This window comes from Thiohalocapsa sp., from assembly GCF_022340605.1.
Classification (GTDB): domain Bacteria; phylum Pseudomonadota; class Gammaproteobacteria; order Chromatiales; family Chromatiaceae; genus Thiohalocapsa.
This window is the reverse complement of the sequence record NZ_JAJDNQ010000018.1, coordinates 24,247-49,241: the sequence shown is the minus strand read 5'-3', so window position 1 is coordinate 49,241 and position 24,995 is coordinate 24,247. Positions and strand designations below refer to the sequence as shown.

Sequence of the window (24,995 nt, the reverse complement as noted above, 5' to 3'; positions counted from 1 at the left end):
TTGCCGCGCGCTGCAGCGCAACGCATCGCCCCTGGAACCCGCACCATGACCGCGGCGCATTTCCGGTTGACGCCCGCCCGGCGCCTGCCTACATTTCGCCGAAAATTCGACCAGCGGACGCCGAGAAAGCCGCTGCGGCAGCGCCGACGCGAGGCCGGCCGCGATTACTACTGCCCAGGGGGAGACCATGCTGCAACCCGGTGACCAGGCACCGCCCTTCTCGCTGCCCGATGCGGACATGGAGCGCGTCGACATCACCCGAATGTGGGCGGAGCGCAAACTCGTGCTCTGCTTCTATCCGAAGGACGACACGCCGGGCTGCACCATGGAGGCGCTGGAGTTTACCGACCTGCACGGCGACTTCCAGGAGGCTGGCGCGGACATCGTCGGCATCAGCCGCGATACCTGTGCCAGCCACGGCGCCTTCCGTGACAAATACGGGCTCAGCGTGACGCTGCTCGCCGACACCGACGGCGACGTCTGCGAGGCCTACGGCGTCTGGCGCGAAAAGGAAAAGAACGGCGTCAAGAAGATGGGCATCGTGCGCTCCACCTTCATCATCGACTCCGCCGGCATCGTTCGCCACGCACTCTACGACATCAAGCCCAAGGGCCATGCGGCCCAGGTGCTGGAGCTGATTCAGGCACTCTGAGCGGGATGCGGCCAAAACCCGTAGTGGCGTCGCTGCGGACAAAAGGAAGAACGCGCACGCGAAGCCGCGCACGAGAACACGCGAAAGGGCGCTGCGGCGTGCGTAGGTCGGGCTGACGCAAGGAAGCCCGACGGCCGGCGCTGTGTCGGGCTTCGCTGCCGCTCAGCCCGCCCTACCGGCCGCTCTCACACCCCGGCAGGCGCAGCCGCCCCGATCCAGCGCCCTTTCCCAGCCGAACGCCGCCAGCAACCCGCCCCAGTCCGCATCCGGCCGTGCCTCGATGCACAGCGGTGCCCCCGTCACGGGATGCATCAACGCCAGCGACCAAGCGTGCAGCAACAACCGTTGGAGCCCCAGGTGCGCGCGAAAGAAGCGGTTGTGCCGGCCTTCGCCGTGGGTGGTGTCGCCGATGAGCGGATGGCGGATGTGGGCGAAGTGGCGCCGGATCTGGTGCCGGCGGCCCGTGTGAGGACGCACCAGCACCAGCGCGTAGCGGCTGGAGGGATAGCGGCCCACCGCCACCGGCAACTCCACCGCGGCGAGCCGCAGGTAGTCCGTCAGCGCGTGTCGCGGTGCCCGCCGTGCTGGGGCGGTCGCCTCCGGGTCGGCGAGCGGGTAGTCGATGCTGCCGGCGGGCTCCGGCCAGCCGCGCACCACGGCGAGATAGCGCTTGGTGACAGTCTGGCGCTCGAACTGGCCGGAGAGCTGGCGCGCGGCGTCCGGCGTCAGCCCGAACACCAGCACGCCGGAGGTGGGCCGGTCCAATCGGTGCACCGCGTAAACCCGCCTGCCGAGTTGCCGGCGCAGACGCTGCAGCAGAAAGTCATTGCCGTCCGCCAACCGGGTGCGATGCACCAGCATCCCCGGCGGCTTGTCCACGGCGACCAGGTGATCGTCCAGGTGCAACAGCCGCAACGCCGTCATCGCCCGATTCCCTCAGAGCACGGCGCGGCGACGAACCGCAACCCGCGAACCGCAGTGTGAAACGCCCATTCCATGATTATGTCCAGACAGCTATCGTAATCGACTAGGAAGATACTGATCTATCGGCCATCCTGGCCAAGCAGCAGACAGGAGCGGAACGTGCTCAGAGAGTCGGCGGTCTCCCGCTTCCTGCATTTTCTCGTCGCTCAGAGGCGTGAAAATGGTGGGGCGCCCCGCCCCGCAGCGGGAGCGCCGGATACATCGGCGTCTTCTCTAAGCCGCGTTGCGAGGCCTGGTGTGAAACTCCGCTTCTACATTTTGCTGCTGTTGCTGCTGTTCGGCCTGGCGCCTCTGATCATCGCGGTGCTGATCAACCTGCCGCTGGTGCTCGACCGCACGGCCATGTTCTACCAGAAGGCGTACCTGCAGAACCTGCGGGCCGACTTCCGCGACCTCGACCAGCACCTCGCGAGCCGCGACGAGATGATCCGCCTGCTGGCGAAACTGCCGGAGCCCGGTGTCATCCTCGGCCAGCGGGGCAGCGAGGACGAGGTGGACCGCGCCCGCGCCCGCTACACCGGCTGGATCAACCAAGTGCTGCCGGACCAGCTTGACGTGATCCAGATTCTTTTCCTAGACGCCGCCGGCAACGAGCGCTTCTGGCTGCGCCGCGATGCCCAGACCTCCGAGTGGGAGCCGGCGCCGCTGCCGCCAGAGCCGCCGAGCCGCGGCTTCGTCAACGCCGGCATCAAGCTGAACTCCGGCGAGGTGATCGTCAGCCGCATCCGTATCAATCCCTACGCCGGCAGCGAGGACCCACGCAAGCTGATGACGCTGCAACTGGCGAGTCCGGTGGGGGAGCGCGGCGGCGCCGACGGCCTGCCGCCCGGACTGCTGCTGATGACCATCGACGTCGGCGGCCTCGCCCAGTATTACCGCGACACGCTGTGGGTCACCAACGACGGCAGCTACCTGCGCGCCGGCGAGCCGCTCAGCGACGAGGCGACCGCGTTCGGCGATTTCCCGGGGCTCGACCAGATCTTCGCCGAGGGCAAGCTCGCCCTGTGGCGCAACCCGCACGGCCCGCCCCTGCTCTGGGTGCCCATGTTCCTCACCGAGGACGGCGTGCCGCTGTGGGTGGGCCGCCCGGTGGACCCATCGCCCATCGAGCAGTTCCGCGACGCCCTGATGGCGCGCGTACTCTCCATCATCCTGGTGCTGGTGCTGGTGGTGCTGCTGATGGCGCACTGGCTTGCCAACCGCGCCGAGCGCTTCGGCCAGGAGCTCACCAGCGGCATCGAGTCCATCCTGCGCGATCGCCAGCCGCAGTGGTTTGCCTGGAAGGGACCGCAGGAGGTCCGCGAGCTGGGCCACCAGCTCAACGCCCTGGCGCACCACCACGCCGAGCACATCGCCACCGAGCGCCAGCATACCCGCGAGCTGGAACAGTCCAACCGCTACAAGTCGGAGTTCCTCGCCAACGTCAGTCACGAGCTGCGCACGCCGCTGAACTCCATCCTGCTGCTGTCGAAGATGCTCGCCGCGCAGGAGTCCGGCCTGGACAACGAGCAGCGCCGCCAGGCGCAGGTCATCAACGAGGCGGGCCGCGACCTGCGTACCATGATCGATAACATTCTGGACATCTCGCGCATCGAGGCCGGGCCGGTGACCGTGAGCCTGGAGTGGGTGGATATCGCGCCGATGCTCGCCGAGCTGGCCGAGCTGATGCGCCCGCCGATGACGCAGAAGGGCCTCGTGCTGCGTCTCGATATCGGCGCCGGCGCGCCGGAGCGCATCTACACCGATCGCGGCAAGCTCCGGCAGATTCTCAAGAATTTCCTGTCGAATGCCGCCAAGTTCACCGACACGGGCACGGTCACCATCGCCGTCGGCATGGGCACCGCGGAGCGCCCGCTGGCCATCGCCGTCGCCGACACCGGCATCGGCATCCCGCCCGGCAAGGAGGAGATCATCTTCGAGGCGTTCCAGCAGGCGGACGGTTCCACCCGCCGGCGCTATGGCGGCACCGGCCTCGGGCTCTCCATCAGCCGCGAGCTGGCGCAGCTCCTGGGCGGCGAGATCCAGGTCGAGAGCAGCCTCGGCGAGGGCTCGCGGTTCACACTGCTGTTGCCCACGGCGCTGGACCCGAACGAGCTGGAGTCCGTCGAGATCCTCGAGGACCACGCCGCACCACCCGAGCGCAAGCCCCCCGCGGCACCTGCCGCCGAGCAGTGGGCGCAGCCCCCCCCCAAGCGCCCGTCCAGCGCGCCGGCCGCGCCCGCCACGGTGCAGCCGCCGTCCGGCAACCGCTGGGTGCTGCTGGTGGAGCGCGACGTGCAATGCCTGGTGACGGCCACCTCGCAGCTGGAGTCCATGGGCGTGCGGGTGCAGACCGCCGCCGATGCCGACGAAGCGCTGGAGACCCTGCAGGAGGAGCCGGAATGCCCCCTGCTGCTCATGTCCGCCTCCGCGTCCGCAGAAGAAACCTGTGCTACGATCAAGCGCATTAATGACGGGGCAACCGGTGCCGAACCGCCGATCTACGTCATCGGCGACCTCGATGAGGCCGAGCGCGAGCGCTGCCGTTCCGCCGGTGCCGTAGGCTTCCTGGCCAAGCCCCTGGATCGGGCCGCGCTGGCGGCGCTGCTGGACGGCGCGCTGGTGCAGACCTCCCGGCACACCAGCGGGGCAGCGGCACGGGAAATCGCATGACGGCTGGTATGACACACGCCTCGGGCTACAAGATCCTGATCGTCGACGATCACGCGCACAATCTGTATACACTGCGCACGCTGATCGAGAAGCACCTGGACGCCACCGTCCTGGAGGCGTCGTCCGGCCGTGAGGCCATCGATGTCACGCTAGAGCACAGCAACATCGACCTGATCATCCTCGACGTGCAGATGCCGGAGATGGACGGCTTCCAGACGGCGTCACTGCTGAAGCTGCGCAAGCGCACCCGCGACATCCCCATCATCTTCCTTACCGCCGCCTTCAAGTCCGAGGAGTTCCAACAGCGCGGCTTCGCGGTGGGCGCCGTCGACTACCTGCTGAAGCCCATCGACGACAATCTTCTGATCAACAAGATCAGCACCTATTTCCGACTTATCGCCAAGGAAAGGGCACTGAACGTGGCCCTGGAAGAGAAGGTCGCCGAGCGCACCGCGGCGCTGGAGCAGGCCCGCCAGTACCTGGAGAACATCGTTACTTACATGGGCGAGGCATTGCTGGTGCTGGACGCCGAGGGTGTCATCAAGACCGCCAACCCCGCCGCCTGCGGCATGCTCGACTATGCCGAGAAAGACCTGCTCGGGCTCGCCATCGGCGACGTCTTCGAAGAAGAAGGCGATGAGGAAGCCGGCGCCTTCATGGGCACCTGGCTCGAGGCCCTGATTCGCACCGGTGCGCTGGCGAAGATCGAGGCGCGCTTCATCGCCAAGGACGGTACCCGGGTGCCGATCCTGTTCTCACGCACCGCGGTGAAGGATGCCGAGGGCAAGATCAGCGAGATCATCTGCATCGCGAAGGACATGAGCGGCTACGTGCGCATCGACGACGACGCCGCCTACCGCGCCAAGGAGCCGCGCCAAGGGGTCGCGCAAGCACGAGACCGCCTGACGGCTGGGGTGAGCAAGGAATGACAACGACAAACAAGACCAGAATACCCGCCGCAGCAGCGGCAGGCTTCACCAAAGTCAAGCGATGGTAGTACCCATGAGCGAGCACAATCCGGCGGCGCCGAACGATCCGCCACCTCAAGAAGATACTGCCCTCACGGCGATGGCGCTGAAGGCGATGGCGCACCCATTGCGGTGGAAGATCCTCTGCTCACTCGGCGACCGCGAGCTGTCCGTCGGCGAGATCGTCGAGCGTACCGGCACCTCGCAGAGCAATATCTCCCAGCACCTGGAGCAACTGCGCAACAAGAACATCGTCGTCGCCCGCAAAGAGGCGAACCGGATCTATTATCGGATTCGTAACCACCAACTGCTGGAGCTGATCGGTATCATGCGCGAGGTGCTCTGCCCGGCGAACCTCGACGACCGCTATCCGCGCTGAGCACCCCGCCAAACGCCCAGCTACCGACAGCCCGCCGGAATTACTCACCACACCGGCTCAGCCACGGGCCTTCACCATGCCGATCCTCGACGACAAACACTGGTTCACTGAGGTCCACGACGTCGCCGGGAGCGCGTTCTCCCTGCGCTGCCGGCGCAAGCTGCACGAAGAGCGCAGCGCGTACCAGACCATCGAGGTCCACGAGACCGAGGGCTTCGGCAACCTCATGGTCATCGACGGCTTCACCATGCTGTCGAGCCGCGAGAACTTTCTCTACCACGAGATGCTCGCCCACCCGGTGCTGCTCACCCACCCCGACCCGAAGCACGTCTGCATCATCGGTGGTGGCGACTGCGGCACCCTGCGCGAAGTCCTGAAGCACGACGGCGTCGAGCAGGTCACGCAGATCGACATCGACGAGCGCGTCACCCGCGTCGCCGAGCAGTTCTTCCCGGAGCTCACGGCAGGCAACGACGACCCGCGCGCCACCCTGCTCTTCGCCGACGGCATCAAGTGGATGGCCAATGCGCCCGCCGCCAGCCTGAACGTCATCATCATCGACAGCACCGACCCGGTGGGCCCGGCGCAAGGGCTCTTCACCGCCGACTTCTACCGCGACTGCCGCCGCGTGCTCGCCGACGGCGGCCTGCTGGTGCAGCAGAGCGAGTCCCCGCTCTACCACCTCGACATCATCGCCGCGATGCACGAGGACCTGAAGCGCGCCGGCTTCGGCGCCACGCAGACGCTGTTCTTCCCGCAGACCATCTACCCCTCCGGCTGGTGGAGCGCCACTATGGCCTGCACCGAGCCCGACATCCCCAGCTTCCGCCGCATCGACGCGGGAGCCCAGCTCGACACGCACTACTACAACGCCGACATCCACGCCGCGGCGCTGGCGCAGCCCGAGTTCGTGCGCAAGCGGCTCGCGGCGCTGGACTGAGCCCCCCGGGGGCGCCGAGTTGCACTCGGCGCCGCTGGTTCAAACGGCCGGGGTCAGGTCTTGCAATCCAGCATCTCCCCGCTATGCTTTGAGCCATGGCCAGACCCCTACGCATCGAGCTGGCCGGTGGGCTGTATCACGTCACCTCGCGCGGTGATCGGCGTGAAGCGATCTATCGTGATGACGAGGACCGCAGTGTTTGGCTGACGGTGCTCGGGGAGGTGTGCCGCCGGTTCAACTGGCGCTGTCACGCCTATTGCGAGATGACCAATCACTTTCACATCGTCGTGGAGACGCCCGAGGCGAACCTCTCCAAGGGGATGCGCCAACTCAACGGGGTATACACCCAGGCCACCAATCGGCGCCACGGGCTGGTGGGACACCTCTTCCAGGGGCGCTTCAAGGCTATCCTGGTGGAACGCGATGCCTATCTGCTGGAGTTGGCGCGCTACGTCGTGCTGAATCCCGTGCGCGCCGGGATCGTGCAACAGGCAGGCGACTGGCCCTGGAGCAGCTATCGCGCGGTGGTCGGGCAGGAGGTCGCGCCCGCGTGGCTGGAGACGGACTGGCTGCTCGGGCAGTTCGGTGCGGAGCGCGCACGTGCGCAGGCTGGTTATGCGGACTTCGTCCGCCAAGGCATCGACGAGCCGAGCGTCTGGGAAGGGCTTCGCCATCAGGTCTTTCTCGGCAGCGAGGGCTTCATCGAGCGTCACCGCGGCGCGGCCAGCGAGCCGCTCGAGCGGCTGCGCGAGGTGCCACGCGCCCAGCGCAGACCCTTGGCCAAGCCCCTGGTGGAGTTTGCGCGCCGCTACCGCGACCGCCGCGAGGCCATGGCGCGGGCTTTCCAGACCGGCGTCTACACCATGCAGGAGATTGCCGACTTCTTCGACGTGCATTACTCCACCGTGAGTCGGGCCGTGCGCCAATTCGAAGAGACAGCCGAGCTCGCCCCACATGCTGGCACCAGGCCGAAGAATGCTTGAATGCAAGACCTGACGGGGTGCCCCGGTACCAGCACGTTCGATGGTAGACGCCACGTGCCCGGCACTGAGTCGCGCACGCGGCGAGCCGGCTAGAAGCCGGCGCTCCCAGTAAGCCGCGCACGCGGCGAGCCGGCTGGAAGCTGGCGCTCCCGGTAAAAGTCGCGCACGGGGTGGGCCGGCTGCGAGCCGGCGCTCCCAGTGAGCCGGCGGGTGCGGGCAATGCGTGGGAAGACCTCGGGCTTCGATTCCCTTTTGCACCAGCTCGGCGGCCGTTCATCCAGGTGGCAACACGCGCCCGGTTGGCGGCGATGAAGTCGCGGATCGCCTGCTTATGGCCCTTGGAGCGGGCGGCGGCCATCATCGCCTCGATGTCGGAAAGATTGAGCCAGAAGCGGCGGATGAAGGCCGCGACCTCGGGGTAGTCGGCCTCGAAGCCGGGCCGCGCCAGGGCGTGCACGGACTCGCGCGGCGCGAAGGCCCCGCCCGGGTCGTCCAGGTAGCGCAGCTCGGTCTCGGCGAACAGCCAGTGCGGGCTCCAGAGGGTCGCAACGATCCAGTGGCCGTCATCGACGGCCCGCAGCACCTTGCGCGCCATGAGCGGCCCGGTGCCTTCCTCCAGCGTCCAGTCGTCCATGGCCCTTGACGACGGCGTCGTAGGAGGGGTTTTCGACCAGCGCCGCCTGCACCAGCAGCAACCGCGCCGACTCGGTGACCACGCCCCACGCCGCGCGGCGCATGCCGCAACGCGGCGGTCACAGTCCCCCGGTACCCTGATTCGCGGCCAACATCGCGCACGCCCCGCCGATGGAGCCGCAAGACCTTTTTCGACACGACCGGATGTATCCGGGCGTATCGATCCAGACGCATAGGGGATCGGTGGAGAACGACCTCACTGCGGTGCCCGCCAGCGTCGACCCGCGCCGCGTCACCAATCGCGGCATGGAAGGCCTCACGCTGACTCCGGACGGCAGCAAGCTCGTCGGCATGATGCAGAACGCCCTGCAGCAGGACGGCGGCACCTCCGGCAGCGAGGTGCGCATCCTGGTCTGGGACACTGTCGACCCCGGCGCGGCCCCCGACGAGTACGTCTATGAGCTCAACACCGGCGCCGGCACCGGCATGGTGGTGAGCGAAATCGTCGCGGTGAACGACCGTGAGTTCCTGATCATCGAGCGCGACAAGAACGAGGGCACCGCCGCCCAAGCCAAGCGCATCATCAAGATCGACCTCGACGGCGCCACGAACGTCGCCGGCATCGCCGACCTGGACGACGCCGGCACCTACACCAGCGTCGCCCAGAGCTTGTTCATGGACCTGATCGTCGGTGTCGACGGCAGCTCGACCGGAATCACCGATTTCGCCAACCTCCAGACGCTGCTGACCGGGGCTGCTACCTTCGACCTGTTTCCCGAGAAGCTCGAGGGCATCGCCTTCGGCCCCGAACTCGACGACGGCCGTCACCTGCTCCTGATCGGCAACGACAACGACAACGACTTCCGCTCCGATCAGCCCAACTACGTCCTCGCGTTCGCGGTCGATCCCACCGATCTCGCCTACACCCCGAGATCTTCGCCCATGCCGAGACCTTCGCTGCCCCCGCGCCTGCGACCTCGCTGCTGCTGGTGCCGCCGCTGACCCTGGTTCGGCGCGCCCGGCGCTGAGCGACGACCCGCGCCCGCCATGGATGGCGGGCACGTCAGACGCGAACCGTTCCAGAGTCGCGACAGCGGAATCAGTCGGCCCGCGGCTCGGTCTCCGACCAGGGCGGCACGCGCGGCACCCGGTGGGCGTCGGCGATCACCTTGTCCATCCCCGGGCTGCCGGGGGCGATGGGCACCGGCAGGCCGCGCGCATCGCGCGCCACCTCCTGCGCCTTCTGCCAGTCTACTGCGCCCGGCGCATCACCGCCGGCCGCCTGCACCACCTGCTCCATGGGTGCGAGGCTGCCCTTCCAGCGGCGCGCGTCCTCGGCCAGTGGCTGATGGGCTTCCAGATAGAGCTCGCCATCCTTCCACCCGGCGATATAGGGCTGGTTGATGACGCGCACCTTGGTGCCGACCGGGACCTCGCCAAACAGCCGCTCGATGTCTTCCGGGTACAGCCGCACGCAGCCGTGACTCACGCGCATGCCGACGCCGTCGGGCTTGTTGGTGCCATGCAGCAGGTAGCTCGGCCGGCTGAGGCGCATGGCGTAGGCGCCGAGGGGATTGTCCGGCCCGGCCTTCACCACGGCGGGGAGCGGGTGGCCCTGCTTCGCGTGCTCGGCCCGCACCGAAGCGGGCGGCCGCCACGCCGGATTCGCGATCTTCTGCGTGATTCGCATCTGCCCGACCGGCGTACGCCAGCCCTCGCGGCCGATGCCCACCGGGTGCGTAATCACCTCCTGCCGCTGCCCGTCCTCCACCGGCGGGTAGTAGAACAACCGCAATGCCGCGAGATTGAGGACGATGCCCTCGCGCGGGGCATCGGGCAGCACGAACTCCGTCGGCAGCACCACACGGGTGCCGGCACCGGGCAGCCAGGGGTCCACGTCCGGGTTGGCGGCGACGATCTCCTCGTAGCCGAGGCCATAACGGCGGGCGAAGTCCGGCAGCGTGTCCTCGTCGTGCGCAACCACGTACTGCACTTTGCCGATGACGTCGGTGTTCTCGTCCGGCAGCACGAATCGATCGGTGCGCTCCGGCTCCTGCATTAAGAGGCCAAATTCCGGGAACGACGCGCACCCCGAGAGCAACAGCAGTGCGGGCAGCAGCAGCAACGGTATCGGCAGGCCGCGGCGGGTGTATCGCGATGCGCGCCCCGGGGCGCCGGCTTGGCCGGGCGCCGCCGCACCGGGCTCTCGTGCACGGATTCCCCGGTGTCTTGCAGGCTCAGGACGGGCGCCGGTACTCGGCGGCAGGGCAACACTTGCGGTCACGATGGGGCCAACTCCCGGATGGACATGGACTTCAGTCGTGCGCCCCGGGCGCCCGGGGCAGCGCGCGGGCGGCCGAAATGGGCGGCCGACAGCGGCGCCCACCGGAGCGGTGCGCAGGAGCCGTCATTGTGCACCTCCACCCCGAAACGCCCATCGGTGATTCACCCTTATGGGCGCGAGCGCACTACCCAGGGTCGCGTCAAGCCCTGCCTCGATGCCGCCGTCGCCTGAGCAGTCGTGCCTGCCGCGGACCGTCCGGCCGGGCCCGCGCCGGGCCGCCTGCCTGATCGTGGCCACGTTATTGGCGCGCGCATTGCTTATCCTCTATGGATAGCTGCGAGTGATGACCGATCGAGACTGGGCAAGTATTGCTCGCAACGCCGAATTCGAGCGGATCGCAGGTCGGGTTAGCAATAGCGTAACCCGACCATCAACGGCTTACCCACGCTCAACGTCGGCCTGCGCTGCGCTAGCTCGACCTACACCTAACACTTTCACGGTCTCATCGTGAACCACGCATCGAGACACCAGCCGGAGACAGCATGAGCCGCATTACCAGCCGCGACGCGGGAGACCCCGACATCGCGGCACCCGACCAGCCGCAGCCCGCCACCACGACGACGCCATTGCCACGATGAAGACCGTACTGGATTGGTCCGCCTACGCGGACGCCGGCATGGGCGACGCCTACGCGGACATCCCAAAGCACGGCGGCGACTTCGCCAAGGCCATCGCGGTCTGCATCAACAGCCGCCGCTGCGAGGACGAGACCGCCAAGGGCGTCATGTGCCCAAGCTACCGCGTCACCGGCGATCCGGCGCTCTCCACCGGCGGGCGGGTGCGCCTGTTGAAGGCCGCACTCAACGCGGAGCTTGCAGAGGCCGCCCTCGCCGAGCCCGAGCTCGCCCGCGCCATGGACCTCTGCGTCGCGTGCAAGGGCTGCAAGCGCGAGTGCGAGAACAACGTCGACATGGCGCTGATCAAGAGCGAGTACATGGCGCAACAGGCCCGGCGGCGGGGCTTCGGCGTGCGCGCGCGGCTGTTCGCTGGGCTGCCGCGCTGGCTGCACCGCCACCGCACCCTTGCCCGCTGGCTCATCAGGAGGCGCAATCGCAATCCGTGGCTCGCCCGGCTCAGCGAGCGGCTGCTCGGCATTACCGCCACCGTCCCGCTACCGGAGCCGTCGTCGGCGCCGTTTACCGCCGGCGCGCCGGCAAGCGCTCCGGGCGCGGCGGAGGCGGCCGAAACCGAGCGCCCGGAGTTGGTCCTGCTGGTGGACACCTTCGCCCGTCACTTCGAGCCAGACATCGCCCGGGATGCGCTGCGGCTGCTCCAAGTCGCTGGCTACCGCGTGCACGTCGCCACGCCCGCGGCAACGGACCCGGAGCCCACGCGGCCACTCTGCTGCGGGCGCACCTACCTGGCCCAGGGCATGGTGGAACAGGCCGCCGCCGAGGCCCGCCGCATGCTCGCGGCGCTGCTGCCGCATGCCCGCGCCGGGCGCTGGATCATCGGCCTGGAGCCCTCCTGCCTGCTCGGCCTGCGCGACGACTACCTGGCGCTAGGGCTCGGCGAGTCGGCGCGGGAGCTGGCCGAGCGCTGCCTGCTGCTGGAGGAATTCCTGGCCAAGGAGATCATGGCCAAGCGCCTGCAACTCCCCCTGCGACCGGCAGGTGCAAGCGTGCCCGACGCCGCGAGCGCCAAGGTCCTTGTCCACGGCCACTGCCACCAGAAAGCCGTCGGCGGCATGAAGCCGGTGCGCCGCGTCCTCAAGCTCGTGCCGGACTTGGACTTCGACCTGCTGGACACCGGCTGCTGCGGCATGGCCGGCACCTTCGGGCTGGAGCGGGAGCACGCCGGGCTGTCCCGGCAGATGGCGGCGCTGGCCCTGCTGCCCGAGCTCCAGGCCGAGCCCGGCGCCGAGGTGATTGCCAACGGCTTCTCGTGCCGCCAGCAGATCCGCGCCCATTCGAGCCGGCGCCCAAGGCACCTGGCACAACTGCTCGCCGACGCGCTGGCGCCACCGACGCCTTAGTGCGCGCGCCGGCGAAGACGGACACTCCCTGGGGCAGTCCCCGCAGCGTGACCGGCATCAATTAAGCATTTCAGTTGATAGCGATATCCTGTCGCGCGGCCGAGCCCTATGCCCGGCCCGGAGAAACACTGGTTCACTGGTCATCCCGGCCAGGAAGCAGACGGAAGCGGGGCTTGTCCAGCCATTGGGCGGCCTCCCGCTTCCTGCGTTTCCTCGTCGCTTCGGCGCTTGAAAATGGCAGGGCTTTGCGGCCCGCACCGCCAACGCCGAGCCATCGGCGCTTGCCCCCAATTATCGACAACAGGTGACAACAGGAGAAGTACACATGTCCCCGCGCACACCGGTGCTGCTTGCCGGCGCCCTGAGCCTCGGCTTCACCCTGTCCTCGTCCATGGCCCTCGCCGCCTGGGAAGCGCTGCCCGAACAGCCGCCGATCCCAGCCGACAACCCGCAGAACGACGCCAAGATCCTACTGGGCAAGACGCTCTACTTCGACCCCCGCTTCTCCGAGCACGGCACGCTCTCGTGCAACTCCTGCCACAACGTCATGGCCGCCGGCGACGACAACCGCCCCAACTCCATCGGCATGCACGACGCCCGCGGCGGGCGCAGCGCGCCGACGGTCTGGAATGCCGCCTTCTACTCCGTGCAGTTCTGGGACGGCCGCGCCGCCACGCTGGAGGACCAGGCCAAGGGGCCGGTGGTGAACCCCGTCGAGATGGGCATGGAGAACCTCGAGGCGGCCATGGCGCGGCTGCGGCAGATCGACGGCTATACACCGATGTTCCAGGCGGCCTTCCCGGGTGACGATAACCCGGTCACCGCCGACAACGCCGCCAAGGCCGTGGCCGCCTTCGAGCGCACGCTGATCACGCCGGATTCCGCCTACGACCGCTACGCGAGGGGTGACGACAGCGCGATGACCGAGCAGCAGGTGCGCGGCATGGAGACCTTCGCCGAGCTCGGCTGCACGGCCTGCCATTCCGGAGCGAACTTCAGCGGCCCGCAGCTACCCATGGGAACCGGCTTCTTCCAGAAGTTCCCGACCTATCCCGGCAGCGACTACGAGGCCAAATACGACCTCACCACGGACAACGGCCGCTTCGAGGCTACCGGCAACGATGCCGACAAGCACATGTGGCGGGTGCCGACGCTGCGCAACGTGGCCCTCACCGCACCCTACTTCCACAACGGCTCGGTGCCGACCCTGAACGAGGCTGTGCACGTCATGGCCAAGACCCAGCTCAACAAGGACCTCACCGACGAGCAGGCGGCGGACCTGGTGGCCTTCCTCAACGCCCTCTCCGGCGACTTTCCGGAGATGGCCATGCCGCGCCTGCCCGGCACCCCCGGCATGAGCGTGATCCCACCGGTGGACCCGCACATGGCCCAGAACCAGAATCCACACAAGTGAGTCCGAGCGCGCAAGCGCTCACCCAGTCCCGTCACGGCCGCCGGCGCAGCGCGCGCCGGCGGCCGGCCCGCGGACACGGGCGGTACCTACTGCGCCGGCGGCACCTGCGGCTCCGCCACGCTTCCTCTCGGCTCGTGCTCGACGCCATCGAGAGTGCGCTGACTGCACCGGCACGACGCTTTGCCGAATGCCGCGAGCGCATCGGCTCCGCGCTACCTCAGGTCTGGCTCCCACGCTCCTGAGACTAGGCAAATATCCGCGCTTACCTCCGTCCAATGCAGGTTCCTGTAGGTCGGGCCGACGAAGGAGACCCGGCAATCCGGCGCTTACGACGCGCGCTATGTCGGGATTGACGGTTGTGCTCTCGCCGCGACGCCAACACCTCAGGGCAACATGGAGCAAGCCAACCAACTCGAGCTCGCTATGCCCACCCGCCTCCATCTCGTCCGCCACGGTGCCACCGAGCTGACCGCTGAAGATCGCTTCGCGGGCTCCACCGATGTGCCCCTGTCCAACGAAGGCCGGCATCAGGTAGCGGCGCTCGCCGAGCGGCTGCGCCGCGACACGCTGGACGCCATCTACGCGAGCCCCATGGGCCGCACGCTGGAGACGGCGAGCATCATCGCCGAGCCGCATGGCCTGGAGCCGATCGAGGAACCGGACTTGCGCGAGATCGACTACGGGCGCTGGGAGGGCAAGACCCGCGACGAGATCGAGTCCGAGCACTCCGACGAGTACGAGGCCTGGCAGGAGGACCCGCTCACCATTGCGCCTGCGGGCGGCGAGTCCGGCATCCAGGTGCTGGCCCGGGCGCTGCCGGTGATACGCCGCATCGTGCAGCAGCACCAGCACGGCTCGGTGCTTGTGGTCTCCCACAAGGGCACGAATCGGCTGTTGGTGAGCAGCCTGCTGGGCTTCGACGCGCGCGGCTACCGCGACCGGCTGGACCAGAGCCCGGCGGCGCTGACGATTCTGGACTTTGCCAGTGTCACCCGCGCGCGGCTGCGGGTCTTCAACGACGTCTCCCACTACGAGGGCGTGCCGGAACGGGCGTTCCAGCGTCGGCTCTCGCGCTGGTGGAGCCGGCCTGGCTGCTGAGCGAGCGCCGGCCTTGCCCCATCGATCCGATCTGGCGGCGCAGCGCCGTCCAAGGTCAGGTCGTGCACCCACTGCCTCTCGCGAGGCACCGCAACGTGCCTGGACGGTCCAGCGTCGCGACCGCAGTCGCGAAGCGCTGCTTCGGGAGACCGCCGGAAGCGGCGCAGCCGCTCTCCAGTCGCCAAAGCCTTGCAGGCCGGGACGTTGGGGCTAACCTTGCTTCATTGCTTCGGTTTCCGGGGGCTACCTATGCGCTATCCACTCCCGGCGCTGTGTGAGGACGCTGCCTACGAGCGCCTGAATGCCGAGCGCTTCGGCGACGAGGCGCGACTGCGTGGCGCGCTGTTGGCAGAGCTGGACTGGCCGGACGAGCAGCGCGCCGCAATCCTGGCGCGTGCCCGCGGCTGGGTAAAGAAGCTCCGCGAGCGTCCGGGCTCGGCCAACCTGCTGGACCGCTTTCTCGCCGAGCACTCGCTGACCAGCCGCGAAGGCGTCGCGCTGCTGTGCCTGGCGGAGGCGGCGCTGCGCATCCCGGATGAGGCGACGCTGGACGCGCTGATCCGCGACAAGCTGGTGACGGCGGACTGGCGCCCGGCAGCGGGACATGACAGCGCTGGCTCGGGCCAGGGCTCGCTGTTCGTCAACGCCTCCACCTGGGCACTGATGCTGACCGGCAAGGTTCTGAGCTGGCACGAGGACCCGGAGCGCGACCTGCTCGGCGCGCTGCGCCGGCGCCTGGAGAAGAGCGGCGAGCCGCTGGTGCGCCAGGCGCTGCGGGCGGCGATGCGCATCCTCGGCGAGCAGTTCGTCATGGGCCGGGATATCGGCGCGGCACTCGAACGCGCGGGCAGAGGCTTCGATGCCCGCTGCCGACACTCCTTCGACATGCTGGGCGAGGCGGCGCGCACCGACGCCCATGCCCGCCGCTATTTCGACCGTTACCAGGCGGCCATCTCGGCCGTGGGCGAGGCGGCCGCCGGCGCCGGCCCCGTCGACGGCCCGGGCATCTCCATCAAGCTCTCGGCGCTGCATCCGCGCTGCGAATACGCCCAAGCCGAGCGCGTTACCGGTGAGCTGCTGCCGCGCCTGCGCGAGTTGGCCCGACAGGCCGCGGCGGCCGACATCGGCCTCACCATCGACGCCGAGGAGGCGTCGCGGCACGACCTGCTGCTGGACCTGTTCGCGGCGCTGTGCGCGGACCCGGCGCTCGCCGGCTGGAACGGACTCGGCATCGCCGTGCAGGCGTACCAGCCGCGAGCCCTGGCCGTGGTGGACTTCCTGGCCGAGCTCGCCGCGCGACAACGCCGGCGCATCATGGTACGGCTGGTGAAGGGCGCCTACTGGGACGCGGAAATCAAGCTCGCCCAGCAGCAGGGTCTGCCCGGCTACCCGGTGTTCACGCGCAAGGTCAACACGGACTTGTGCTGGCTCGCGTGCGCGGCGCGGCTGTTCGCCCACGACGACCGGATCTATCCGCAGTTCGCCACCAACAACGCGCACAGCATTGCCGCGGCGCTGGCGCTGGCGGACGGCCGCCCCTTCGAGCTGCAACGCCTGCACGGCATGGGCGAGGCCCTGCACGACTTGGTGCTGGACGAGACCGGCACGCCCTGCCGCGCCTACGACCCCGTCGGCAGCCACGCGGACCTGCTGCCCTATCTCGTGCGGCGGCTGCTGGAGAACGGCGCCAACAGCTCCTTCGTGCACCGGCTCGCGGACGCCTCCGCGCCCGTGGAAACCGTGGTGACGGACCCCATCGCCGTCGCCCGCGAACAGGACGCCCGCGGCGCGGGTGCCCGCCACCCGCGCATCCCGGCGCCGGTGGACCTATTCCAGCCGGACCGGCGCAACTCCCGCGGGCTGGACCTGTCCGACCCCGCGGCCCTGGGAGCGCTGGCGACCCGCGTGGACCAAGCCCTCGCCGAGCAACCGGGCGGCATTTGGCAGGCCGAGCCGATGGTGGTCGGTGGCGCCGATCCGGGCGAATCGCGGCGGGGACGCCGCTCCCACGCGGAGCCCGACGGCGCCGCGCCACCTGGCGGCGCGGCGAAAACGCTGCACGACCCCGCTGATGTGCGCCGTGAGATTGGCCAGGTCCGCGATGCCGACGGGGCGACCCTCGACAGGGCCCTGGACACCGCCCGCGCCGCCGCACCCGGCTGGGCGCACACGCCGGCTGACGCGCGCGCCGCCTGCCTGGAGCGCGCCGCGGACCTGCTGGAAGCCCACCTCGGCAACTTCGTCGCGCTGTGCGGCCGCGAGGCCGGCAAGAGCATTCCGGACGGCATCGCCGAGGTGCGCGAGGCCGCGGACTTCTGCCGCTACTACGCCGCCCGCGCCCGCGAGCGCTTCGGCGCGCCGCGGGAGCTGCCCGGCCCCGTCGGCGAGCACAACCTGCTCTCACTGCACGGCCGCGGCGTCTTCGCCTGCATCAGCCCCTGGAATTTCCCGCTGGCCATTTTCACGGGCCAGGTGACCGCGGCGCTCGCCGCCGGCAACGCCGTCGTCGCCAAGCCCGCGGAGCAGACGCCACTGACGGCGGCGCTCGGCACCCGACTGCTGCACGAGGCCGGCATCCCCGCGGACGTACTGCAACTCCTGCCCGGCGACGGCCCCGGCGTCGGCGCGCCGCTGGCGGCGGACCCGCGCATCGACGGCGTCGCCTTCACCGGCTCGCTGGACACCGCGCGGGCCATCAACCGGGCGCTGGCAGAGCGCACCGGCGCCATCGCCCCGCTCATCGCCGAGACCGGCGGGCAGAACGCCATGATCGTGGACGCCTCCGCGCTGCCGGAGCAGGTGGTGACGGACGTACTGGCCTCCGCGTTCCAGAGCTCCGGCCAGCGCTGCTCGGCGCTGCGGGTGCTTTGCGTCCAGGACGACGTGGCAGAGCGCCTGCTGGATATGCTCAGCGGGGCCATGGCGGAGCTGCGCATCGGCGACCCACTGGACCTCGCCACCGACGTCGGCCCGGTGATCGACTCCGATGCCCTTGCCATGCTGCAAGCCCACGCCGCGCGCATGGACCGCGAGGCCCGGCTCATCCACCGTTGCGCACTGCCGCCGCGCTGCGAGCACGGCCACTTCTTCGCACCGCGCGCCTACGAGATCGATGGCCTGGAACGGCTGCAGGGCGAGGTCTTTGGCCCGGTGCTGCACGTGCTGCGGTTTCAGGCACAGGACCTCGACGGGCTCATCGAGCGCATCAACGCCCTGGGCTACGGCCTCACCTTCGGTGTGCACAGCCGCATCGACGCCCGCATCGATGCCATCACCGGTCGCATCCACGCCGGCAACAGCTACGTGAACCGCAACATGATCGGCGCCGTGGTGGGCGTGCAGCCGTTCGGCGGCGAGGGACTGTCCGGCACCGGACCCAAGGCCGGCGGTCCGGATTACCTCACCCGCTTCGCGGTGGAACGCACCGTCAGCATCAACACCGCCGCCAGCGGCGGCAACGCGGCCTTGTTGTCCATGGACGAGGACGACGCCGGCGCAAGCCGTTGACCCTGGATTCGGCGGCCGGAGCCTGCGGTAGGTGCGCCGGCACCGCGGGAGCGCCACTGCCGTTTGTGGCGCGATCACCGCCGCCCGGCTGCCTGGCGATTGGCAGTTGCTCCGGGCGTGCCGTGCTGCCTTACCGGCCGTCGCGGCACGAAGCGTGCCGCTCCCACAAGCGCTTCCAATCACTCGGCCAAGCGCTTCCTTTGCAGGATGCGATCTCCCACAATGCCGCTTTGCCGAGCGACGCGCCGCAAAGGGCACGGTCGCCAGGTCGGGCTGAGCGAGGCTGCCCCCTGGCGCAAACGACCGCAGGTAACTGCACGATGTTGATCGACTGCATGCACGCGGCCATGGGCCACGCCCGCTACGAGATTCTGGATGACGATGAGGGCTTCTATGGCGAGATGCCGCCATGCTCCGGCGTGTTCGCCAACGCGGACACGCTGGAGGCCTGTCGAGACCAACTGGCCGAGGTGCTGGAAGACTGGATCCTTTTCCGGGTCTCGCAGGGCCTGGAACTGCCGCTAATCGACGGCAAATGCATCCGGATCGAAAGGGTCGCCTGATGCCGCCCTTCGGGCCGATCTCCCGACGCCAGCTCATCGCCAATCTGGGAAAAGCTGTAAGCAAATTGAGAAAATACCATGCAATGGGAACCCGTCATCGGGCTGGAGATCCACACCCAGCTCGCCACTGAATCCAAGATCTTCTCCGGTGCGGCCACCGCCTTCGGCGCCGCGCCCAACACCCAGGCCTGCGCCGTGGACTTAGGCTTGCCCGGCGTGCTGCCGGTGCTGAACCGGGCCGCGGTGCAGCGGGCGGTGCAGTTCGGGCGCGCCGTCGGCGCGGAGATCGCGCCGCGCTCGGTGTTCGCGCGCAAGAACTACTTCTACCCCGACCTGCCGAAGGGCTACCAGATCAGCCAGTACGAGCTGCCGGTGGTGGGCAAGGGCAGTGTCGAGATCGTGCTGGACGATGGCGCGGTGAAGACCGTCGGCATCACCCGCGCGCACCTGGAGGAGGACGCCGGCAAGTCGCTGCACGAGGACTTTCACGGCGAGACCGGCATCGACCTGAACCGCGCCGGCACGCCGCTCCTGGAGATCGTCTCGGAGCCGGACATGCGCTCGCCGGCGGAGGCCGTCGCCTACGCCCGCAAGATCCACCAGCTCGTGCGCTGGATCGGCATCAGCGACGGCAACATGCAGGAGGGCTCGTTCCGCGTCGACGCCAACATCTCGCTCAGGCCCAAGGGCGAAGAGAGGCTCGGCACCCGCGCCGAGATCAAGAACATCAACTCCTTCCGCTTCCTGCAAAAGGCGCTGGAGTTCGAGATCGAGCGCCAGATGGACATCCTGGAGGACGGCGGCGAGGTCGTGCAAGAGACCCGCCTCTACGACGCCGACAAGGACGAGACCCGCTCCATGCGCACCAAGGAGGAGGCCAACGACTACCGCTACTTCCCGGACCCGGACCTGCTGCCGCTAACGATCGACGACGCCTTCATCGGCGAGGCCACCGCCGGCCTGCCGGAGTTGCCGGACGCCATGCGGCATCGCTTCATGGCGCAGTACGGCCTCAACGACTACGACGCGGCGCTGCTCACCTCGAGCCTGGCCATGGCCGCCTATTTCGAGCAGGTGACGGCCGGCTGCGGCGACGCCAAGCTCGCCGCCAACTGGATCACCGGCGCGCTGGCGGCGGCGCTGAACAAGGCGGACCTGGACATCGCCGACAGCCCCGTGGGCGCGGAGCAACTGGCCGGGCTCATCGCCCGCATCCAGGACAACACCATCTCCGGCAAGATCGCCAAGCAGGTGTTCGACGCCATGTGGGCCGGCGGGGGCGACGCGGATCAGGTCATCGCGGCCAAGGGCCTCAAGCAGATCACCGACACCGGCGCCATCGAGGCCATGATCGACGCCATCCTCAAAGCGAACCCCCAGCAGGTGGAGCAGTACCGCGCCGGCAAGGAGAAGGTGTTCGGCTTCTTCGTCGGCCAGGTGATGAAGCAAAGCCAGGGCAAGGCCAACCCGCAACAAGTCAATGCCCTGCTGAAGCAAAAGCTCAAGGGCTGACGCCCCCGGCGGCGCCGAGTTCCATTCGGCATTCCTAGTGCTTCGCTGCGGAAATTCCGAGACCGGGCTCCATCGACAACGACCACGACCACGACCACGACCACGACCTGAGACGGTCTCGGAACTGATGCACTGGTACACGCGCTTGGAATGGTCGACCGACCTACATCGAATACTCGCCCGATCTCACCCCACCGGCAGCCGCCGCACTACCGCGCGCGCTTCCACCCCGGGGTCACGCACCCGCCGCAGCCGCGCCGCGAAGGTCGGGGCACGCAAGAGCTCCGGCACGGCCTCCGGCACCAGCGGCCGGCTGAAATAGAAGCCCTGCACCGCATCACAGCCCCCGCGCAGCAGGAAGCGGAGTTGCGCCTCGGTTTCCACGCCCTCGGCCAGGGCGCGCTTGCCGAGCGTCTTGGCCATGGCGATGATGGTGCGGATGACCGCGCGATCGCTGTCGTCGTGCTCGATGTCGGCGACGAAGCTGCGATCGATCTTCAGCGTGCGCACCGGCAATTGCTTGATGCGTGCGAGCGACGACTCGCCGGTGCCGAAGTCGTCGATGGACAGCTCGAAGCCGGCGCCCACCAGCCGCTGCCACAGCGCGGCGGTCTCGGCGTCGGCGCGCATGGCGGTCTCGAGGATCTCCAGCTCCAGGTCGTCCGGCGAGATGCCCGCCTCCGCGACGATCTGCAACAAGAGCCCCTCCAGCGGCAGCGGCTGGAAAAAGCCCGTGTCGAGGTTCACCGAGATCCGGCCGCAGCGCAGCCCGGCGTCCCGCCAGGTGCGGCACTGGCGGGCGGCCTCGTGCAGCAGCCATTCGGTGATGGGCTGCATCAGGCCGGCGTCCCGCGCCACGTCGAGGAACTGCCCGGGCGCCAGCAGTCCGTCCCGCGGATGCTCCCAGCGCAGCAGCGCCTCCAGCCCGATCACGGCGCCGTCTGCCAGGGACACCTTGGGCTGGTAGACCAGCCGCAACCGGTCGCGGCGCAGTGCCTCGCGCAGCGCGGCCTCCAGCTCGAAGCGCCGCCGTGCCTCCACGGCCATGGCGCCGGTGAAGTAGCGATAGCCGTCGCGGCCCTGCTGCTTGGCCAGGTACATGGCCGCATCCGCGTGCTTGAGCGGGGTGCCGGCGTCGCCACCGTCGTCGGGGAACAGGGCGATGCCAACACTGGCGGTGATGTGCAGCCGGCGGCCGTCGAGCACCATCGGCCGGCGCACCGCCGCCAACAGCGCGTGAGCGACGCGCGCCGGGCTGGTGCGCTCACTCACGTCATCCAGCAGCAGCACGTACTCGTCGCCGCCGAGCCGCGCCACCTCGTCCTGGGGGCGCAGGACGGCGCGGATGCGCCCGGCGACTTCCTCGAGCAGCGCGTCGCCGGTCACATGGCCGAGGCTGTCGTTGATGCGCTTGAAACGATCCAGGTCCAGATACAGCAGCGCGAGGCGCGTGCCGACGCCGCGCGCGTGTTGTAGCGCCTGCTGCAACGCCTCCATGAAGGCGCTGCGGTTGTAGAGCCCGGTGAGCTGGTCCTCGTAGGCGAGCCGGCGCAGGCGCTCCTGGTTGGCGCGCAGCTCGGTGATGTCAGAAAACACGCTGACGTAGCCCAGGATGGTGCCGCCGCGGCCGACGACGGCATTGATCTTGAGCCATTCGGGGTAGACCTCGCCGCTCTTGCGCCGATTCCAGATCTCGCCCTCCCAGCGGCCAGTGCGAACGAGTTGATGCCAAAGGCGCTTGTAGAAGCGCCCGTCGTGGCGCCCGGACTGAAGCATGCGCGGGTTGCGGCCGAGCACCTCGGCCTCCGCATAGCCGGTGATGGCGGTGAAGGCGCGGTTCACCGCCTGGATGTTAGCATCAGCGTCCGTGACCACCACCGCCTCGGCGAGGTTGCGGAAGGCGATGTCGGCGCGCCGCAGCCGCTCGCGCGCCGCGCGCTCCTCGGTGAGGTCGCGGAACAGTACGATGCTGCCGACGACCTGCCTCTCCTCGCGCAGCGGCGAGGCGAGCACGCTGACCGGCACCAGCGTGCCGTCACTGCGACGGAATATCTCGTCGTCGTTGCGGTAGATCCTGCCGAGCCGAGGCTCATGCCGCACCGGGCACAGGTGTGCCGGCAGGCTCTCGCCGTCGCTGTGGGCGTGCAGCAGCACGTGCGCATCCTGGCCCAGCAGCGCGCGACGCTCGAAGCCGAGCAGCGTGCAGGCGGCGTCATTGACATGGATGATCCGCCCGCGCAGATCCATTACGTAAAGCCCTTCGGCCATGTGCTCGGTGATGGTGCGCAACCGCTGCCGCGATGCCAGCCAGCGCCGCAGCGTGAAGCCCGCCCCCAGCAGCAGCAGACTGCCGACGCCGAGCAGGCCCAGGAACTGCACGCGCAAGGCGGCGAATTCGGGCTCCTGGTGATAGGTCACGAAATAGCCCGCCGTCAGGCCGGCGCTATCCGGGATCGGCAGCAGCGCGACGGCCGTGCAGTCGGCGAAGCCCAGACACAGGTGCCGGGCAGCGCTGCGGCCCTCGGCCATCGCGCGCTGCACGGCGGGGACGGCCGCGAGCCGCCGGTCGATGGCGTCCACCGGCAGCCGTGGCGACGCGGCGGGGGTCGTGCGCAGCGGACTGCGCGCACGCTCAACCAGGAGGTCCGGACCGAGCGCCGCCGGCTCGAACAGCGCGAGCGCGGTGGGGTGCGCCACCCGCCGCAGCGGCGCCCGCCGCAATAAAAACCGGCTCGCGTGGTCGTCGCCGCCATCCGCGCGGCGCAACACGCGCCGCAGCGCGTCGTAGGACAGGCCGTAGTCGACCACGGCCAGGAGCCGCCCGTCCGCGAGCAGCGGCAGCACGAACCGGTAGCCCGGCACGACGCGGCCGTTCTCGAAGCCGCGGCGGGCGTTCTGGGTAGCGATGGCAGCACCGATCAGCGGGCGATCCGCCGCGATGGGATCACCGTAGAGGTCGGGCCGATGGAAGCGCAGAAAGGCACGCCCGTCCGGCGTCACCACCAACAGCGTCCGCACGTCGTTGCGGCGCAGCACCGCATAGCTGTCGTACAGCTCACGGTAGAGCGTGCCGCGCACCCGGCGGCGCTCGCTGGCGGCTTGCTGCGGGGGCAGATTTTCGGCCTCCGCCAGCGCCGCGAGCAGACCCCGTACCCGCGGCGTATCGATACTCTGGTCGTGGACCACGTCCACCAGTCGGTCGAAGCCGTCGATGGTGTCCGCGTAACTGTGCTCGAGCTCGTGCTGGTGCATGGCCAGCAACTGCCGTGACTCCAGCCGGAACATGCCCCACAGCGCCCAGCTCAGCAGCAGCTCCGCGAGCAGGAAGGCCAGCAGCGCCAGCAGTGTCGCACGGCTCACTGCAGCGGCTCCGCGCCGGGGATAGGCCAGGGCAGCCGCTCCAGGGTGGCGGCAATGCCGCTGTAGTCACAGCGCTCCGGCGGCACGGTGCCATGACGGATCTGCGCACCCCAGCCGGCGGTGATCCCCGGCACCCGCGGGTTGCGCTCACGGTCGAGCGCCAGCACCGCCTGGCGCAGCCGTGCGAGAACCTCCGGCGGCAGCGTCGCGGTGTTGGCCACCAGGGTGAAGCCCGGATACGGGCGGCTCTCGGCGATGCGCTCCAGGTTCAGGTGAGCGTAGCGATGGGCGATGGCGGTCTTGACCCCGGCGACGTCGTAGCGGCCGCGGACCACGCCCAGCGCGGCCTCGGAATGGCTGCCGGCATAGTCGAAGTGGTTGCCGTCCCGCTCCAGGCTGCGGCCGGCGGCGTGCAGCATCTCGCTGACGGCGAGATAGCCGCAGGTGGAATAGGGTTGCGTCAGGCCGATATGCATGCCGCGGATGTCTGCGGGGCGGATGCCGCCGCCGAACACCACCAGCGAGCAGGTGTAGTCCGCCGCTCCGTCCGCATCGCGGAAGCAGCCCAGCGGCTCGGCTGACGGGTCGATGCGCTCCAGCACCACGTAGGGCAGCGGCCCCAGGTACGCGAGGTCCAGGGCGCCGTCGCGAAAGCCGGTCAGAATGTCCGCGTAGTCGTCGTGGGCCACCCAGCGCAGGGTCGTATCCGTTGCGCGTGCCAGGTAGTCCGCGAGGCCGCGAAACTGCTCGTAGATGATCTTCGGGTCCTCCAGCGGCAAGGGCGCGAAACGGACCACGTCCGCCGCCGCCGCGGGCACGGGCGACACGAGCAACACCAGCAAGAGCATGAGCGGCAGCAAGCGTGCAGTTCCCATGGCAAACAGGGGGAAGCGCCTGTCCCCAAGAGCCCGACCGCACCCTCAGAGAGTTCAGAGTCTAGAACACGGCATCACCCGGAAATTGATGCAGCGCAAGCCACTTTTCAGATCGACGGTAAATATTATTCGATTTTTGGCCAGCTCTATATATTG

17 protein-coding genes and 1 pseudogene are annotated in these 24,995 nt (G+C 68.9%); 13 read left to right on the top strand and 5 right to left on the bottom strand.

Annotation, left to right across the window (positions count from 1 at the left end; translation table 11 throughout):
- The first annotated feature begins 187 nt into the window (after nucleotides 1-187).
- Complete coding sequence (locus LJE69_RS01590) at nucleotides 188-652, top strand: peroxiredoxin (RefSeq protein WP_296920691.1); 465 nt, start codon at nucleotides 188-190, stop codon at nucleotides 650-652.
- A 162-nt stretch (nucleotides 653-814) separates the two neighbouring features.
- Here the strand turns inward: LJE69_RS01590 and LJE69_RS01585 are convergent, their stop codons facing one another.
- Nucleotides 815-1,576 carry a pseudouridine synthase gene (locus LJE69_RS01585; protein ID WP_296920688.1) on the bottom strand — a complete coding sequence of 254 codons (762 nt, stop codon included), beginning with the start codon at nucleotides 1,574-1,576 and terminating at the stop codon, nucleotides 815-817.
- Between the two features lie 297 nt (nucleotides 1,577-1,873).
- Between LJE69_RS01585 and LJE69_RS01580 the strand changes: the two genes are divergently transcribed.
- From LJE69_RS01580 to LJE69_RS01560, 5 genes are all read left to right on the top strand, one after another.
- Nucleotides 1,874-4,288 (top strand): ATP-binding protein, encoded by a 2,415-nt coding sequence (locus tag LJE69_RS01580; RefSeq protein ID WP_296920685.1) that lies wholly within the window; start codon nucleotides 1,874-1,876, stop codon nucleotides 4,286-4,288.
- 8 nt (nucleotides 4,289-4,296) lie between these two features.
- A complete protein-coding gene (locus LJE69_RS01575; RefSeq protein WP_296920682.1) occupies nucleotides 4,297-5,217 on the top strand; it encodes a response regulator in 921 nt (306 codons plus the stop codon).
- 73 nt (nucleotides 5,218-5,290) lie between these two features.
- Entirely contained in the window at nucleotides 5,291-5,635 is a 345-nt protein-coding gene (locus tag LJE69_RS01570; RefSeq protein ID WP_296920680.1) for a metalloregulator ArsR/SmtB family transcription factor, read from the top strand.
- Nucleotides 5,636-5,717: 82 nt separating this feature from the next.
- On the top strand, nucleotides 5,718-6,575 hold the full coding sequence (gene speE / locus LJE69_RS01565; protein ID WP_367114609.1) for a polyamine aminopropyltransferase: 858 nt from the start codon (nucleotides 5,718-5,720) through the stop codon (nucleotides 6,573-6,575).
- Nucleotides 6,576-6,670: 95 nt separating this feature from the next.
- Nucleotides 6,671-7,558, top strand: coding sequence for a transposase (locus tag LJE69_RS01560; protein ID WP_296920674.1), 888 nt, complete (start codon nucleotides 6,671-6,673; stop codon nucleotides 7,556-7,558).
- A gap of 316 nt (nucleotides 7,559-7,874) precedes the next feature.
- Here LJE69_RS01560 and LJE69_RS20915 read toward each other — a convergent pair.
- Nucleotides 7,875-8,192: pseudogene (locus LJE69_RS20915) on the bottom strand (glycine betaine ABC transporter substrate-binding protein); the annotation flags it as partial.
- A 170-nt stretch (nucleotides 8,193-8,362) separates the two neighbouring features.
- Here LJE69_RS20915 and LJE69_RS01555 point away from each other — a divergent pair.
- A complete protein-coding gene (locus LJE69_RS01555; RefSeq protein ID WP_296920670.1) occupies nucleotides 8,363-9,193 on the top strand; it encodes an esterase-like activity of phytase family protein in 831 nt (276 codons plus the stop codon).
- A 97-nt stretch (nucleotides 9,194-9,290) separates the two neighbouring features.
- Here LJE69_RS01555 and LJE69_RS01550 read toward each other — a convergent pair whose 3' ends face one another.
- On the bottom strand, nucleotides 9,291-10,316 hold the full coding sequence (locus tag LJE69_RS01550; protein WP_296920667.1) for a L,D-transpeptidase family protein: 1,026 nt from the start codon (nucleotides 10,314-10,316) through the stop codon (nucleotides 9,291-9,293).
- A gap of 793 nt (nucleotides 10,317-11,109) precedes the next feature.
- Between LJE69_RS01550 and LJE69_RS01545 the strand changes: the two genes are divergently transcribed.
- The 6 genes from LJE69_RS01545 to gatB all read left to right on the top strand — a co-directional run bounded on the left by LJE69_RS01545 (nucleotide 11,110) and on the right by gatB (nucleotide 20,604).
- Entirely contained in the window at nucleotides 11,110-12,510 is a 1,401-nt protein-coding gene (locus tag LJE69_RS01545; RefSeq protein WP_296920664.1) for a (Fe-S)-binding protein, read from the top strand.
- A 325-nt stretch (nucleotides 12,511-12,835) separates the two neighbouring features.
- Nucleotides 12,836-13,924, top strand: a complete 1,089-nt coding sequence (locus tag LJE69_RS01540) for a cytochrome c peroxidase (protein ID WP_296920661.1) — start codon at nucleotides 12,836-12,838, stop codon at nucleotides 13,922-13,924.
- Between the two features lie 423 nt (nucleotides 13,925-14,347).
- Nucleotides 14,348-15,022, top strand: a complete 675-nt coding sequence (locus tag LJE69_RS01535; RefSeq protein ID WP_296920658.1) for a histidine phosphatase family protein — start codon at nucleotides 14,348-14,350, stop codon at nucleotides 15,020-15,022.
- A 249-nt stretch (nucleotides 15,023-15,271) separates the two neighbouring features.
- Complete coding sequence (gene putA / locus LJE69_RS01530) at nucleotides 15,272-18,529, top strand: bifunctional proline dehydrogenase/L-glutamate gamma-semialdehyde dehydrogenase PutA (protein ID WP_296920655.1); 3,258 nt, start codon at nucleotides 15,272-15,274, stop codon at nucleotides 18,527-18,529.
- A gap of 320 nt (nucleotides 18,530-18,849) precedes the next feature.
- Entirely contained in the window at nucleotides 18,850-19,092 is a 243-nt protein-coding gene (locus tag LJE69_RS01525; RefSeq protein WP_296920652.1) for a type II toxin-antitoxin system HicB family antitoxin, read from the top strand.
- Nucleotides 19,093-19,170: 78 nt separating this feature from the next.
- Entirely contained in the window at nucleotides 19,171-20,604 is a 1,434-nt protein-coding gene (gene gatB, locus LJE69_RS01520) for an Asp-tRNA(Asn)/Glu-tRNA(Gln) amidotransferase subunit GatB (RefSeq protein WP_296920649.1), read from the top strand.
- 186 nt (nucleotides 20,605-20,790) lie between these two features.
- Here the strand turns inward: gatB and LJE69_RS01515 are convergent, their stop codons facing one another.
- Both LJE69_RS01515 and LJE69_RS01510 read right to left on the bottom strand, forming a co-directional pair.
- Entirely contained in the window at nucleotides 20,791-23,964 is a 3,174-nt protein-coding gene (locus tag LJE69_RS01515) for an EAL domain-containing protein (RefSeq protein ID WP_296920646.1), read from the bottom strand.
- Entirely contained in the window at nucleotides 23,961-24,839 is an 879-nt protein-coding gene (locus LJE69_RS01510; RefSeq protein ID WP_296920643.1) for a PhnD/SsuA/transferrin family substrate-binding protein, read from the bottom strand. Before LJE69_RS01510 ends, LJE69_RS01515 begins: the two co-directional genes overlap by 4 nt.
- Nucleotides 24,840-24,995 lie beyond the last annotated feature (156 nt).

Bases quoted from the DNA above. Each gene is read 5' to 3' on its own strand.
- LJE69_RS01590 (WP_296920691.1), top strand. From the start codon at position 188: ATGCTGCAACCCGGTGACCAGGCACCGCCCTTCTCGCTGCCCGATGCG.
- LJE69_RS01585 (WP_296920688.1), bottom strand. From the start codon at position 1,576: ATGACGGCGTTGCGGCTGTTGCACCTGGACGATCACCTGGTCGCCGTG.
- LJE69_RS01575 (WP_296920682.1), top strand. From the start codon at position 4,297: ATGACACACGCCTCGGGCTACAAGATCCTGATCGTCGACGATCACGCG.
- LJE69_RS01570 (WP_296920680.1), top strand. From the start codon at position 5,291: ATGAGCGAGCACAATCCGGCGGCGCCGAACGATCCGCCACCTCAAGAA.
- LJE69_RS01560 (WP_296920674.1), top strand. From the start codon at position 6,671: ATGGCCAGACCCCTACGCATCGAGCTGGCCGGTGGGCTGTATCACGTC.
- LJE69_RS01555 (WP_296920670.1), top strand. From the start codon at position 8,363: ATGGAGCCGCAAGACCTTTTTCGACACGACCGGATGTATCCGGGCGTA.
- LJE69_RS01545 (WP_296920664.1), top strand. From the start codon at position 11,110: ATGAAGACCGTACTGGATTGGTCCGCCTACGCGGACGCCGGCATGGGC.
- LJE69_RS01540 (WP_296920661.1), top strand. From the start codon at position 12,836: ATGTCCCCGCGCACACCGGTGCTGCTTGCCGGCGCCCTGAGCCTCGGC.
- LJE69_RS01535 (WP_296920658.1), top strand. From the start codon at position 14,348: ATGCCCACCCGCCTCCATCTCGTCCGCCACGGTGCCACCGAGCTGACC.
- putA (WP_296920655.1), top strand. From the start codon at position 15,272: ATGCGCTATCCACTCCCGGCGCTGTGTGAGGACGCTGCCTACGAGCGC.
- LJE69_RS01525 (WP_296920652.1), top strand. From the start codon at position 18,850: ATGTTGATCGACTGCATGCACGCGGCCATGGGCCACGCCCGCTACGAG.
- gatB (WP_296920649.1), top strand. From the start codon at position 19,171: ATGCAATGGGAACCCGTCATCGGGCTGGAGATCCACACCCAGCTCGCC.
- LJE69_RS01510 (WP_296920643.1), bottom strand. From the start codon at position 24,839: ATGGGAACTGCACGCTTGCTGCCGCTCATGCTCTTGCTGGTGTTGCTC.